Source organism: Kineothrix sp. MB12-C1, assembly GCF_030863805.1.
Classification (GTDB): Bacteria; Bacillota; Clostridia; order Lachnospirales; family Lachnospiraceae; genus Kineothrix.
On the sequence record NZ_CP132957.1, the window covers coordinates 1,064,354 to 1,078,832 of the forward strand.

A 14,479-nucleotide genomic window follows, 5' to 3' on the forward strand; every position below is an offset into this window, starting at 1 on the left:
TGTCCGTTTGGCAACTGCCTGCGGGTCCATTATCATCAACGATTATAACAGATTCACCTTTGCAATACAAGCCAAAATGTTACTGTTCACTCCGTGACCAGCAACACGCTACGCGATGCACACAAAATGTATAAAGCATGCATTTTGGCGCTTTCCTAATTAACCTATTTACAGGCAGCTCATAAAATATGCATAAAGGTTCTGATAGGTCTCCGCATTGTAATGAAGACCATCCACCAATTTATACCCGATAGAATCCAGATAGCTGTGACTATCTATCCATTGCACATCACCGCTCAATCCGTTTTGAAGCTGACTATTGAAATACTCCACCTGTTCCTCCGTAACATAAGGATTCTCCCATACCGGATTCACGGAGGCGTAGTAGACTCTGGCTCCCTTGCCGACCCACTCTGCCGCTTTTGCATTTACTAATGTCAAGTAATTGTTTAAATTGCCCGGATCATTGACACCAAGGTTAATGAGAATCTTGGAACCTTTCCCTACACTGCCGTCGATTCTCGCAATCGCATTTTCATTGAACCAGTTATAACCTTTTCCGCTCTCCGCAATCCATGTACAACTATTCTCCCCTACATTTTCCTGCATTTGCACAAATCTGGAGTCGCCTACTAAGATAACTCCTGCCACACTTTTCACCTCTGTAACTGCCTGTACCGGCTGTCCTGCCGGCTGCCCCTCATTTTCTGCGGCTGTTGGTATCGCTTCCTCTACAGGCATATTATCTTGAAGATATCGATTGCTTACGTATCCCTTTTCTTCCTCATATGAGATTTCAAACCATCCGGTATCTGCCTGACCGCTCACCAGAACTTCTTGCCCACGGTTCAAACTGCCTATCCTTTCATAATCAGTCGAAGGACCTTTTCTTATATTTACCGGATGAACTGCATACATTACCTTTGCCGATTCCAAAACTGATACCGTATATGGCGGGAAATCCTTTTTTATTTCTTCAGACTCAGAAGTTTCCGCATCTTCAGTATTTACAGAGTCCTCAGAAACTTTTTGGCCATTTGAACTTTGGGCCTTATCCTCCGTCTTCCCCTCCTTCTCACCATCAACTTCCATAACTGACTCTGGTTCGATCTGGTTCTTCGTATCTGCCTTCTTTTCTGCCTCCTGCACTCTTGCCGCAACTGTCCCAGATTCCGCCATGGCTTCTTCAACCTCAGCTTCCCCAGGCTGACTGCAGCCATATAGGCCCAGTGCCAGTATCGATGCAGCAAGTACTACTACCATTCTTCCTTTCAGTGCGACGCCCTTTCTCATAATAATATCCCTCCCATAATTTCTATCTTTTTCTTTTCATATATCCACTATCTATTTTCCAGCATCTTTATTAAGTTTATATGTAACTATGAAGGTACTAAACAGTTACGTTTATATTATAATACCAAAAATCCCCTTTTTTGTCTCACACGACTTGTTGTAACATTTTCGTAATATTTTGTTTTTGTTTTTTATAGTTTTAATTTTAATTTTTAATTAGATTTTACATATATGTTTCTAAAAAACCCTGATAAAATCAATGTTTTTCATTTTTTTAATAATCATAATATGTATTTTTCTTGATTTTCCATTTATCTCCTATTGTTTAAATATTACGAAATTGTTACAATTTATTTGTAGTTAGCTAATACAAATAAAAATAATTTAGAAATAAGGAGGGCAAAATTATGTGTTTTAATTTTAATAGTTGTACCGAGTTATTAAACGCACTTTGCAATTACCTTAATCTCGGATAATGAACAGTAGATAAAATCTTATAGAAAATAGAAAGAATCTGCATCGCGGTTATATACCGTTTTGCAGATTCTTTCTGTATATATTAATTTTTCTATATTCATATCACAATATGTTGTGAAATTTAAACCGTAATATTTACAAAATTCCGTAATATAATAGTATTATAACTACTCTCAGGGGGAGATATCATGGATTTTTTTAATAGCGACTGCTGTGATACTTACGATAATATCGATCAGGGTCCTAAGCCATTCGTTACCAATTTAAGACAGGACACCTTGGAGAATACTAATTTCCGAACCGCCCGCTGGACATGCAAGAATATGCAGCTTACCCTTATGTCTGTACCGGTAGACTCTGATATCGGTATGGATGTTCACGATACTTCCGATCAATTCTTCTATATAGAACGCGGGTCTGCACTTGTCATTATGGGAAACTGCCCGGATTGCTTGAATTATCAGGCACATGTATATGAAAATTACTCGATACTCGTTCCCGCCGGTACATGGCACAATGTGATAAACACTGGTCCCGATAAGTTAAAAATGTTCTCTATCTATGCCCCGGCCCTGCATCCCTACGGAACCATATACGAAACAAGAGATGAAGAAACTACTTATCTGGATCTTTGATATTATATGAAATACGTAACTATTCAGTAAAATACTTCCATTTACCTCTTACCGGCGTGTGGCTTTTTATCATTGCCGGTAATCAGGTGCACCATTTCCGTTTCAATTATCCACTAGTATGAGTTTCACATCATATTTAGAAAGTATTTCCTCTTCTTTTACCGTTTCTCCTGTCAGCATATCCATATTTCCTGCCAAGCTGGAAGGTACTTGAAGGTCTTTGTCCGTAAAGTTCATAACGAAGTAAAAACTATGATTATCCGCCTTTCTGCAAGTGATCTCAAGCTCAGACTTCTCGCTAATCACCGGATTCACATCCGCACTCTCCACAGCCATTTCAAGTATTTTATTGAGTCCTTCTTCCTCTATATCCGTTCCTATATAGTAAGTTACGCCGTTTCCATATTTGTTTTTCGTTGCAGCAGGCATTCCTTTATAGAAGTCACTTCCATATTTCGCAAGGCTTTCTGCGCCTTCAAGATGCATCAGATCGCATACAAGTCCACATTTTGCCTTTGTCCCATCATCGAAGATTACTTCATTGGACTGCTCCGGCGCAAGGGCGTCAATTTCTTCCACCCAGACACCCGCTAACTCCCTAAGCGGTCCCGGATAGCCTCCAAGATGTACATTATCCGACTGATCTACAATTCCGCTCATATAAGTAGTAATCAACGCTCCTCCATTTGCAGTAAACTCTTCCAGAGCCTCTCGCATCCCCTCCTTTACCATATAAAGAACCGGAGCTACCACAACCTTATACTTGCTAAAGTCAGCATCGAACGGAATCATATCCACGCCTATATTCTTATCATAGAAGAACTTATAATATTGGTGGATATGCTTTACATATGTCAGATCAACAGAGGGGCCGCTTGTATATTCGAGTGCCCAATAATTATCCCAATCGAAAACAATCCCTACCTCCGATTCATTCACAGAACCGAGCGTTGCATCTCCCAGGTTCTCCAGCTCCATTCCCAACTGTTGCACTTCCCGAAATACTCTGGTATTCTCTGTTCCCACATGTTCAATTACTGCGCCGTGAAATTTCTCACATGCTCCTGCACTGCGGCGAAGCTGGAAAAACTGTATCGTATCCGCTCCATGGGCAACTGTCTGATAACTCTGAGCCCGCATCTGCCCCGGTCTCTTAAGAGAATTATACTTCTGCCAGTTCTGCTGGCTCGGTGTCTGCTCCATAAGCATAAAAGGCGCATTCTTTAATCCACGCATCAAATCATGGTTCATCGCTGTGAAGCTCCATGTGGTATCATAGCTCGGATAATTATCCCACGATACAATATCCATTTCCTTCGCCCATTTGAAATAATCGAGACCTTTATAAGTTCCCATCAAGTTAGTCGTTATCACGGTTTCTTTGTCAAACCGGCGAATAGCATCTCTTTCCATCTTGTAATTATCGAGCATGCTGTCCGAATTAAATCTGCGATAATCGATGGAAATTCCTGCAAAAGCAGTGTTATCATCGAATAATCCTTCACTTAATGCATTAGGAAGCACGATCTCATCCCATTCATGGACGGTATGTCCCCAAAACTCGAGATTCCATGCCTTATTCAGCGCTTCCAGTGTCTTATACTTTTTCTTCAGCCATACACGGAATGCTTTTTCACATTTTTCGCAATAACAATCACCGCCATATTCATTATTGATATGCCAGCATACGATACGCTCATTATCTCCATAACGCTCTGCAAGTTTTCCTGCAAGCGTCGCCGCATACTTCTGATAGACAAGTGAATTCGCACATGCATTATGGCGCTGTCCGAATTTATGATGCCGCCCTTCATAATCCGTCCTTGCCACCTCAGGATATTTTTTCACCATCCAGGCAGGGAGCGCAGCCGTCGATGTGGCAAGCACAATATCATAATTCTCCTCGCTTAACATATCCACAATTTCATCCAATTGTGCGAAGTTATATTCTTCTTCCGATGGCTGAATCTTCGCCCATGAAAATACATTGATAGTAGCACTGTTGATATGAGCATTTTTGAATATTCTCATATCCTCATCCCAGATTTCCTTCGGCCACTGATTCGGGTTATAATCTCCCCCATATAAAATCCTTTGAAACTTTTTCTCCATTTCAATACTCCTCTCTCCAATGAATACTTAGGTATTTGCGAAATATCCAGATTAATGTTCTTCTTAGGTACATTATGTGATGTTGGGATCAAAAAGTGTTTTGATTCTGGTATCATTATATTATAATTGGACAAGGGAATGTGTAGTATGTTAAGCTAAAAAATATAACATTTTGAAACAGGTGATACGTATGCCAATTAAATTCAGAAGCACTCCTGTCAGCGAGCCTTTGACTTTTGACTCCATTGGAAATTCCTGGAACCAGGAAGATCTGTCCCGGCCGGAGGGCTATCCTCTTTATCACTATCTCCAAACAGAAAAAGGCACTGGCAGGATTACAATACAAGGGAAAAAATATATATTGAACGAAGGCGAAGGTGTTCTTATTGCGCCCTTTATTTCCCACTCCTATTACCGCCAGACAGAGGAGTGGATGACATCTTTTGCCACCTTTACCGGAGTTATTGAAAGCAGCATTTCCACAATGCTCGGAAACAGACAGGTTATTTTCATAGAAAAAGAACAGGGCACTAAAATCAGTGCCCTTATCGCTAATGTGATGGAAAAATATGAAAACCCTCCAGTGGATGTAAAGCTGCTTTCCATTGATTGTTACTGTATGTTGATGAATTTCGTAGATGGTATTTATACCAATGATCTGATTAATGACCCTTTATATCAAAGATATATAGATCCTGTAATAAAGGAAATCGAAACACATTATGACATGGAACTTACGGTTCAGGAACTAAGCGGACAAGTCTTTATCACTCCGCAGTATCTTTCCCGATTGTTTTCCCGTTTCCTCGGATGTTCTGCTTATGAATACCTGACAACTTACAGGATCAATAAAGCGAAGGAATTTCTATTAATCTATCCGCGGATGAAAGTAGAGGATATCGCGCAACGGGTAGGCTTTCTCGATGCCAGCCACTTTATCGCAAGATTCAGGAAGATAACCGGCATTACACCTCTTGAATTCCGAAAGCTCAACCGCTCCTATTCGTAAAGAGGTTTATATGTCTTAGAAACATAACAGTTTCTGGCTTATAATATCGGAATACAAGGTCATCCCTTCCGTCCGTGCCAGATGTATTACCTGTTCCCACTCTCCTTCTCTGGGCAGCATTTCGCCGAGCAGGTTTTTCCGGCACAGAAGTCTCTCCGGATAAAAGGAGGCTTCCGGCTCCCCATCGAAAATCGCCGCATAGAATATACCTGTTTCCACAATATCTTGAAAAAAGTGACTTCCGAAGGATAACTCAGGCATAAGACCCGCCTGTCGGTATGACACTTCACAGATAGCCGCCATATTGCACAACTCACTGAAGTGAACCGGAACACCTAGAGACGGAGTGGACGTTCCCCATCTTCCCGGACCGATCAATAATACACTGCTTCCCTTGAACTTTTGATTTAGTATGCCTATCAGACGAGCAATCTGATGCTTTCTCTGTTCCGGAAGCCTGATATATTCTTCCGGTTTTACATAAATCACATAATCCAGCATCAGTCTTGCATTGCCTCCCATGAAATTCCCTTCCGTCGAAAAGAAAATTTCATCCGGTTTAGGCTGCGGCAGTTCCACAGCCTTCCCAAGCCCTTTTGTCTGCAGCGGCCGGCATTGCAGCAAGTTGAACTTAAGAAGACCATCCCTGTTGAAATTTGCAGTGAATTCAATATCTACAGGATAATTGTAGGCCGCTTCCAGTTTGGATAACACTGTACGTACAAGCTCAGGAAATTCTGTTTCCGACAACAATTTCTTGAAATCCAGAATTTGAGGAGCGGAGTCCTTTTGAATACCGTGCTCCTGCAACCAGGAAAGCGTACTGAAATCAACGCTGAAAAAAATTCTTTTATCTGTCTTCAAATCATAGACAAACAAATCATCCAATGGTATTTCTGTCAAACAATTCTCTCGCAGATTGATAACATCTGCTTTATGCTGAGAGAATTTCTTTTCATCTCCATAGTCGATGGGCGGCCTCTCCGCAGGGCGGTCCAAGGGCACAATTCTGGCGTAATCGCCGGAAATCCGATCTACGGCACGGGTACCCAATCCGAAAACCAGTCGCAGCATGCCGGCATCCGGGTCCATATCTTTGCTCCATACATACAGGTTAGAGGAATTCCCCACTCCTGCTATATGAGGGAAAAACAAATCTCCATAGTGATCACCGGAAACTCTCTGTACAATGATAGCCATCTGTTCATCCTGAGCCGTCAGCCCGCGGCTTTGACGGTATGCCAGGGCATCTTCACTCATACAACTGGCATATACCATACGTACTGCCTGCTCGAATGCTCTACAACGTTCCTCCGGAGAACCTTGATTAGCACAAAAGATACTTTCATATTTTCCTGCAAAAGCATTGCCGAAATTATCTTCCAGCAATGAGCTCGAACGGACAATAATAGGAGACTGGCCGTAATGCTCCAACATCTGGAAAAATTGCTCTCTTATCATATCCGGGAATTTTCCTTGCAAGAGATTTTCCCGCAGTTCCTGTGCAATTGAGAAATAGCCTTCCGGGGTCTTTTGCTTTACGCGCAGCTTCCACCATCCATTCTGTACAATATAAGTATAGAAAATATCAGAACCGAGATAGTAAGAATCATGCACCTCCCAGCGATGCTCCAGAGTGTTCCACATATCTTTTTTAAGTATTTTCCTCCCCAACAGCATACCGACACTCTTCCCGCCGATAAATCCGGTTCCGATTTCCCGGGATGCGATACCCAGAATATCCTCCAATTTAAAATAGCGCATAGCAAGTTCTGTCATCCGGGGTTCCTTGCCGATTATCAATCCTATCAAAAGCCTCTTCATCTCCTCCTGCTTCTCTTTATCCTCTCCGAGAGTATCCTGTGCCTTCTCCAGCATGATTTCCCAATAATCTCTCGGTTGAGTGCTTATGCCAAGATCAGAAAGAAGAGCGGCCGCATCTGCGCTCGCAGTAATACAAATCGCAGTTTCCCCCTCTATCAAATGAGGAAAGAACATGGTGGGAGAATACCGCTCCCATACCTTAAGCGGATGGATGCAGATTTTCTCACCGACACTATAAATATCCAATAAAAGCTGCGTTGTTTCTCTAATACGCGCAATCGTACTATGGGTATGGACTCCTCGAATTAAGGCAAAATAAGCGACAGTGTCTAATTGATAAAGAAAGGGGCAGGTGACGCGAAAAAAGTTCCCGATCATCAGATCCGAATACCAGAATTCCAATAACTCACTTAAGCAGTCAAACACATAAAAAGCCCTAAATCCCTCCTCTTCGATTATATTATATATTTGGGTAGTAAAGCTTTCAAAACCCTCCGATGCATTCATTTCATACAGAACCGAAGGCTCATCCTCCCCCATCAATGGCTCATGGCTTCCGAAGCGAAAGTAAACAAGCCTACGCCCATCTTCTTGAGCCTGCCGTATATATGGCCTTACCACCTGCATATACTCTTCGATGGACTGAACCTGCCAAACTACATTATCCCCCAATCTTAACAAATCGATAGTCTGATCGAAACCGGAAATCCCGGTACTCACTTTATTGTCCAACATTCTTTGATTACCTCCTTTTCCTCCTGCGTGAAGAGCATTTACATAATAGGAACGAACTTTCCTATTATACAAAAAAGCGCTTTGATGTCATCATCAAAACGCCTTCGTCTTTATCTAAATTGTATGGTAATCTTCCCCGCTTTGTCAACCGGAAAATAATTTTCATCACTCCACGCTCTTAAGCGCTTCTACCATATTAATGCGGTCAAGGGAACGGTTAGTAATCAAATTAACAATTACCGCAAAACAGAACGTAATCGCTACTGAGAATAAGTAACTGACCGGCTCTATATACACTGCAAAATGGATGGATGGCATATTGAGGGCGGTAGTAAGTAAACTACTTACCATGCGTCCCACCGGTAAACCGACAAGAATACCAATTACGGTAAGGATCAGTGTTTCTTTATTTACATACTGATATACCTCTTTCTCATAGAATCCCAGTACCTTAATGGTTGCCAATTCCCTGACACGTTCCGAGATATTCGTATTCGACAAAGTAAAAAGAACTACAAATGCAAGACCTCCTGCCATAACAATAAGCAGTAAAACTACCGCGTTAATTAAATCGAATCCGAAGTTCTCCAACAGGGAAGCTACGCTGACTGCGGAAAGTACCGAGTCATGATCGAGCAGCTTTTCGGCATATGCAGGCTGATCCGCACAGACTGCGGATAGATGTGCCAGCACGCTGTTCGGTTCATATACGCCAAACAATGATTCATATAACTTTTGCGTCATATATACGTTATTACCTAAATAGTTCTTTACAACTCCACTTACTGTTACCTCATTCTGTTCTAGCTGCAAATTCTGCAAGGAAGCAGTATCATCGGTTTTGAGTCCTAAAATCCGGGCTGCATTTTGCGTCACAAGAACACCGTTATTCTCTAATAGAATAGGCTTACCATCCGGCTTCTCAAGATGAATATAATCCTCTATAGAGCTTCCGTCCGGAATCACTATTAGCTGCACAGCACTGGATTCCCCTTCGTCGCCCAGCAGTTTCACACTTTCCATCCTCAGATTGATATAATTCTCAATATTATCATCGCTTGCTATTTGCCGTATCATATCGTCGTTGTCCTTTTCTTCAAAGACAGCCAGCAAATCATACCGATAGATATCGTTATATTGGCTCGGTGCCAATTTAAGAACCGAATCCTTAATGGCGAAGCCGCAGATAATCAAAGCAGTGCAGCCGGCAATTCCCCCTATCGTCATAAACAAGCGTTTCTTATAACGAAATAAATTACGAACGGTCACTTTATTTAAGAACTTCAAGCGATTCCAGATAACCGGAATATGCTCCAGCCATACACGGGTTCCCGCTCTGGGCGATTTCGGGCGTAAGAGAGCCGCCGGCATTTGTTTCAGCTCATTATGACAAGCAAGAGCCGTTGCCCCCATAATCGCAAGCATAAATAAGATGGCTCCTCCTACCCCATATAAAATATCAAAGCGTAGATAGTATTGCGGTAAACTGTAAAGTGTCTTTAGAATAATCTCCACAAAACGAGGCATAAAGATAAAGCCAAACACATCGCCCAAAATACCGCCAAGCACACAAGCCGCAAAAGCGAATAAAAGATATTTCCGATAGATATCCACATTTCCAAAGCCTAACGCCTTATAGGTACCGATCAATCCGCGCTCCTCTTCCACCATTCTAGTCATCGTAGTCAGACTCATAAGTACTGCAACGAGTAAAAAGATAACAGGGAAAAGCCTGCCCACACCTTCAATAGAGGACAAATCACTATCGAGACTGGAATAACTATCCAAAGAAGTACGATCCTGTACATACCATTTCGTCATATCGATATCATTCAGCTCAGCATATGCATCGGCAAGTTCTTGCTGCGCTTCCTCTCGTTCCTCCGCATACTCCTGCTCTTTTTCGATTAATTCTATCTCACCTTCCTCTAGTTCTTCTTTCCCATCTGCAATTTCATTCCAGGCATCCTTAATCTTTATTCTGGCATCCGCTTCTTCCTTATTTAACTTCGCTTCCCCTTCTTTTATCTCCTCTTTTCCTTTTTCTAACTCACTTCTTCCTTTTTCTAGTTCCTTTTTTCCATCCTCCCACTGAGACCAACTCTCGGCAAGCTCCGCCTTTCCGCCTCTCCATTCATCCCAGCCTTCGGACAATTTGATCTTGCCGGCTTCCCATTTTGCTCTTCCTTCCTCTAGCTCTGCCTCGCCCGCTTTCCATTCTTCCCAACCTTTGGCAAGAGATTCTTTTCCGAATTCCAGTTTGCTTCTCTCCTCTGTCAGCCTGCTTTTCCCGACGTTCAGTTCCTCTTTTTGTGCTTCTATCATCCTTCGCATTTCGCCTAACTGTATTTCTCCTGCAATCAATTCTGCTTCCGATTCATCGATTTTTTGTAAAGCCGCCTCCTTTTGCAAGATAAAACTACTTTTTTGCTCATCCAACGATTGCTGGCCTCCGTTCACTTTACCCATTCCAAATGCTGCCTGGGCAACAACATCTGCGGCAGGGTCCGTTTGGCCCGTCTGCCCATTTATTTCCTCTATCACAGCAATCAGTGCCCCGTTCTCAGAAGCAGTGGCTGCTGCAATAGTGCCATCGTCCACCCCCGTTACAGCCAAGGCTGCCACAGCATTCACGAATGCATTCCATTCATTTACCGGCCATTCATCACCAAAAGCATCTTTAAGCTGTGCGGCTCCGGACTCTGCTTGAATACGTGCAGCGTCCAGTTGGCTCTGCGCCTTGCTGAACTCTTTCTCCACACCTGCAAATTGTTCCAAAGCCTTTTCACGTTCTTCTGCCAATAGCCGTTTACCTTCTGCCAGCTTTTGCGCATTCACCTCCAACTCTGCTTCACCTTGTACGAGCTGCTTTTCTCCGTCTTCCAGTTGTTTTTCAGCTTCTATTAGCTGTTTTTCACCGGCAGCCAACTCTTGCTCGGATTTCATAAGCGTTTTTTTACCGGCTGCTAACTCCTGCTCACCCTCAATCAGCTTCTTTTCCGCTTCTTCCAGTTCCTTTTCTCCCTTAACGAGCTCTTTTTCACCGGCAGCCAATTCCTGCTCACCTATTCGCAGTTGTGCTTCCCCCTCTATAAGCTCTTCTTCTCCTATTCTTAGCTTCTCCTGTGCTTCTGCTATCTCCTGTTTCGCCTTTTCAAGCTTGTCGCGGGCCTCGGCTATTTTTCCCTCCGCATCTTTTTGCTCATCAAGAAGCGTTGCTTCTGCATCGAGCAACTCCTGCCTACCTTCACTGATGTCCATCCATGCATCCGCAAATTTCTGATCGGCCTCGGCAAACTTTTCATTCATAGTATCCTCGGCTTCTGCAATCTCTGTTTGCGCCTCGTTCAAAACATCATCGTAACGCGCCTGCTCCCGCTGCACTTTTATACGGCTTTCAATATTGTCGATTACCCCCCGCACTTTCCCTTCATATTCATCGGAGTAACAATTCAGCTCCTTCGTTTCGGATAAAACAAGATATACTACCGTGAAAATATCGTTGTCAGCATCTGCTTTCGTAATGAAGAATGTATAATCAGAGATAAGGGTAGAACGAAGGTTCTTTCCCATCTCGTCATTTCCCCGGATATCCTTAGGATCTAATACTACACCTGTGATGGTGTATATAGTATTCATAAGGGTAGATGTCTCCATATCCTCTTCTATCGTCAACGTATCGCCTATCATTTTCCCGCTTTCCTCCAAATAGTTAGGAGTCACGGCAATCTCGCCTTTTTTTGTCGGCATCACACCCGACAATAATTGCGGCATATTAAGTCCCACTTCACTCAATACAGTCATATCCGCTGTCTTTCTGGTATCGGTCATATCGACGGAAACAGCTTCTATATATCCTCCTTCAACGGCGTCCACACCTTCTATCCGCGTTAAAATATCCACATCTTCTTGCGTCAGCCCTAATGTGGATAGGATTCTAATGTCAAACAGATTCTGTTCATCAAAAAACTGATCCGCCGAATAATACATATCGAGGCAAGCTGCATACAAACCTGTCATCATCCCGACGCCCAGCGCAGTTATAATTAAAATAGATAGAAAACGTTTCCAGCCCTTTCTTATCGAACGCCAAATATCCCTATGAAAAACTTTCATCACATCACCACTCAATCTGCGCGATAGGCATAGGCTTCTCATTTTGTTCCACCTTTACAACTTTACCGCTTTTAAAGTGAATGACCCGGTCTGCCATAGGGGCAATCGCGGCGTTGTGAGTAATAATTAGTACGGTGATATTATCCTTGCGGCAAGTATCCTGCAGAAGTTGCAGTATCTGCTTTCCTGTATTATAGTCCAGCGCTCCTGTAGGCTCATCACACAATAGAAGCTTGGGATTCTTCGCCATTGCACGTGCGATGGATACCCTCTGCTGCTCCCCGCCGGAAAGCTGTGCCGGAAAATTGCTTTTACGCTCCGCAAGTCCTACCTTATCGAGGATTTCCGATGCACCGAAGGAGTCCTGACAAATTTGTGCCGCCAATTCCACATTTTCCAGGGCGGTTAAATTCGGAACCAGATTATAAAATTGGAATACAAAGCCAATATCAGTGCGGCGATAGCCCACCAATTGCTTGTCGTTATATTGGGAAATATATTCTCCGTCCACAATAACATCGCCGGATGTAACCGTATCCATACCGCCTAATATATTCAGCGCCGTCGTCTTGCCGGCTCCGGAAGCTCCTAAAATAACGGCCAACTCGCCTTTTTGTACCGAAAAACTCGCATCATCCAGCGCTTTGATAGATATTCCATCGGAAGTATATTCTTTCACAATATGATTAAATTCAATATAAGCCATTTCATTTTCTCCTGATATTTATAAGTTAGAAGCAAAAAGGTCAAGAAAACTGCAAAAAAATACAGCATCTTGACTCATGCCTACCTGTAGCTTATTATAAATACACAGTGTTGGATTGGCAACCGACAGAACATTTTTTCGCGTAGCATTCACAACACTTCGCCTTATAAATGTCGGTTTCAGAACAAAAATATGAAAATTAATTGTAACAGTGAGGTACTCTTATGAAGGAAAATAGAAAAACACGATATACCAGAATGGTGTTACAAGACAGTCTGATTGAATTAATGAAGGAAAAACGGATATCCAAAATAACGATTAAAGAACTGTGCGACAAGGCGGATATCAATCGATCCACCTTTTACGCACATTATACCGATCAATATGACCTCCTCCGTAAAATTGAAGACGATGTCCTTCTATGGCTGAAGGAGGCCATTATCACCGTAATGGAGAAAACAGACAAGTCGGGAACCATTGAAGTTTTAGAAAAAATCTGTCAATATCTTGTAGAGAACAGCCGGCATCTTCAAGTTCTGATGAGCGAACAGGGAGATATCGACTTTCAAAAGGAGCTGTTTACGCTCATCTATCAGCAATGCGGCATGTCATCCTCCACTTTCATGAAGAATGGCTTTGGAATGAGCGAAGATAGCTTTATATTTGTTGTAAACGGAAGCGTAGGACTCATCCGTCATTGGTTAAAAAACGGATTCACTAAATCAGCAAAAGAAATGGCCGAAGTCATATACGATATGGCGTTCCCGGTCCGATAGTTCTTCGGACCGGTTATCTTATTCTTCTAAGAGCCTCACAATTTCGCTCTCCATATCTTCCGGCGCTTTGGCAGATCCGTAACGAGCCACTATATGACCTTCTTTATTTACGAGGAATTTGGTGAAATTCCACTTAATATTTTTTCCCATAACTCCTCCTTTTTGAGATTTCAAGTAAGTATACAAAGGATCTTCCTTTTCACCATTGACACAAATCTTCGAGAATTGATCAAATGTAATATGATATCTCAGACTGCAAAAATCGCTTATTTGGGCATCGCTGCCGGGTGCCTGATTAGCAAATTGATTACAAGGGAAATCCAGAACTTCCAATCCCTGTTCCTTATACTTCTCATACAAAGTCTGTAATCCATTGTATTGCGGCGTAAAACCACAGCCGGTCGCGGTATTCACAATGAGCAGAACCTTCCCCTTATACCGAGATAATGACACATCTTCCCCTTGCTTGTCCTTTACTACATAATCATAAATTCCCATATTATTCATCCCTTCTCTTTCCTATTTTTTTACTTATCATTGTTTCTTGTTTACCAACTTACATTTTTCATAATGATTGCGCACTATATAATTGTTGTAAATTCATTTTATTATGCCCAATTTATTTTTACTTGTCAATCATTTTTAGAACAAAAGTAATGCAACAAAGTCTTCCCTATAGAATAAAAAGCTCTTACCTATCGCTTTATAAGCGAATACGTAAGAGCCCTTTCCATCTTTATCGCATATTTACTTTTACAAAATCTTTTTAATAATTATCACATTTAATCGAAGCACA

General features: G+C 42.3%; 9 protein-coding genes. 3 read left to right on the plus strand and 6 right to left on the minus strand.

Translation table 11 applies throughout. The annotated features are described in order from the left end of the window. Positions 1–168: 168 nt before the first annotated feature. Positions 169–1,293: an SH3 domain-containing protein gene (locus RBB56_RS04935; RefSeq protein ID WP_306721281.1), complete on the minus strand. Its 1,125-nt coding sequence runs from the start codon at positions 1,291–1,293 to the stop codon at positions 169–171. Positions 1,294–1,958: 665 nt separating this feature from the next. Between RBB56_RS04935 and RBB56_RS04940 the strand changes: the two genes are divergently transcribed. Continuing rightward, complete coding sequence (locus RBB56_RS04940; protein ID WP_306721282.1) at positions 1,959–2,405, plus strand: cupin domain-containing protein; 447 nt, start codon at positions 1,959–1,961, stop codon at positions 2,403–2,405. 102 nt (positions 2,406–2,507) lie between these two features. Here RBB56_RS04940 and RBB56_RS04945 read toward each other — a convergent pair whose 3' ends face one another. After that, positions 2,508–4,517: a beta-galactosidase gene (locus RBB56_RS04945; protein WP_306721283.1), complete on the minus strand. Its 2,010-nt coding sequence runs from the start codon at positions 4,515–4,517 to the stop codon at positions 2,508–2,510. 190 nt (positions 4,518–4,707) lie between these two features. On the opposite strand from RBB56_RS04945, the gene RBB56_RS04950 reads away from it, so the two are divergent. Beyond that, positions 4,708–5,526 carry an AraC family transcriptional regulator gene (locus RBB56_RS04950; protein ID WP_306721284.1) on the plus strand — a complete coding sequence of 273 codons (819 nt, stop codon included), beginning with the start codon at positions 4,708–4,710 and terminating at the stop codon, positions 5,524–5,526. Between the two features lie 15 nt (positions 5,527–5,541). Here the strand turns inward: RBB56_RS04950 and RBB56_RS04955 are convergent, their stop codons facing one another. The 3 genes from RBB56_RS04955 to RBB56_RS04965 all read right to left on the minus strand — a co-directional run bounded on the left by RBB56_RS04955 (position 5,542) and on the right by RBB56_RS04965 (position 12,907). After that, positions 5,542–8,085, minus strand: coding sequence for a PEP/pyruvate-binding domain-containing protein (locus tag RBB56_RS04955; protein WP_306721285.1), 2,544 nt, complete (start codon positions 8,083–8,085; stop codon positions 5,542–5,544). 165 nt (positions 8,086–8,250) lie between these two features. Continuing rightward, the gene (locus RBB56_RS04960) at positions 8,251–12,201 is read right to left on the minus strand and encodes an FtsX-like permease family protein (RefSeq protein WP_306721286.1); all 3,951 of its coding nucleotides are present in this window, start codon (positions 12,199–12,201) and stop codon (positions 8,251–8,253) included. Between the two features lie 4 nt (positions 12,202–12,205). Further along, the gene (locus RBB56_RS04965) at positions 12,206–12,907 is read right to left on the minus strand and encodes an ABC transporter ATP-binding protein (RefSeq protein WP_306721287.1); all 702 of its coding nucleotides are present in this window, start codon (positions 12,905–12,907) and stop codon (positions 12,206–12,208) included. 224 nt (positions 12,908–13,131) lie between these two features. Between RBB56_RS04965 and RBB56_RS04970 the strand changes: the two genes are divergently transcribed. Beyond that, positions 13,132–13,683, plus strand: a complete 552-nt coding sequence (locus tag RBB56_RS04970) for a TetR/AcrR family transcriptional regulator (RefSeq protein ID WP_306721288.1) — start codon at positions 13,132–13,134, stop codon at positions 13,681–13,683. Between the two features lie 18 nt (positions 13,684–13,701). Here RBB56_RS04970 and RBB56_RS04975 read toward each other — a convergent pair whose 3' ends face one another. Continuing rightward, positions 13,702–14,181: a glutathione peroxidase gene (locus RBB56_RS04975; RefSeq protein ID WP_306721289.1), complete on the minus strand. Its 480-nt coding sequence runs from the start codon at positions 14,179–14,181 to the stop codon at positions 13,702–13,704. Between the last annotated feature and the right edge of the window lie 298 nt (positions 14,182–14,479).

Excerpts from the sequence above, each read along its gene's own strand:
- RBB56_RS04935 (WP_306721281.1), bottom strand. The coding sequence starts at position 1,293 with ATGAGAAAGGGCGTCGCACTGAAAGGAAGAATGGTAGTAGTACTTGCT.
- RBB56_RS04940 (WP_306721282.1), top strand. The coding sequence starts at position 1,959 with ATGGATTTTTTTAATAGCGACTGCTGTGATACTTACGATAATATCGAT.
- RBB56_RS04945 (WP_306721283.1), bottom strand. The coding sequence starts at position 4,517 with ATGGAGAAAAAGTTTCAAAGGATTTTATATGGGGGAGATTATAACCCG.
- RBB56_RS04950 (WP_306721284.1), top strand. The coding sequence starts at position 4,708 with ATGCCAATTAAATTCAGAAGCACTCCTGTCAGCGAGCCTTTGACTTTT.
- RBB56_RS04955 (WP_306721285.1), bottom strand. The coding sequence starts at position 8,085 with ATGTTGGACAATAAAGTGAGTACCGGGATTTCCGGTTTCGATCAGACT.
- RBB56_RS04960 (WP_306721286.1), bottom strand. The coding sequence starts at position 12,201 with ATGAAAGTTTTTCATAGGGATATTTGGCGTTCGATAAGAAAGGGCTGG.
- RBB56_RS04965 (WP_306721287.1), bottom strand. The coding sequence starts at position 12,907 with ATGGCTTATATTGAATTTAATCATATTGTGAAAGAATATACTTCCGAT.
- RBB56_RS04970 (WP_306721288.1), top strand. The coding sequence starts at position 13,132 with ATGAAGGAAAATAGAAAAACACGATATACCAGAATGGTGTTACAAGAC.
- RBB56_RS04975 (WP_306721289.1), bottom strand. The coding sequence starts at position 14,181 with ATGGGAATTTATGATTATGTAGTAAAGGACAAGCAAGGGGAAGATGTG.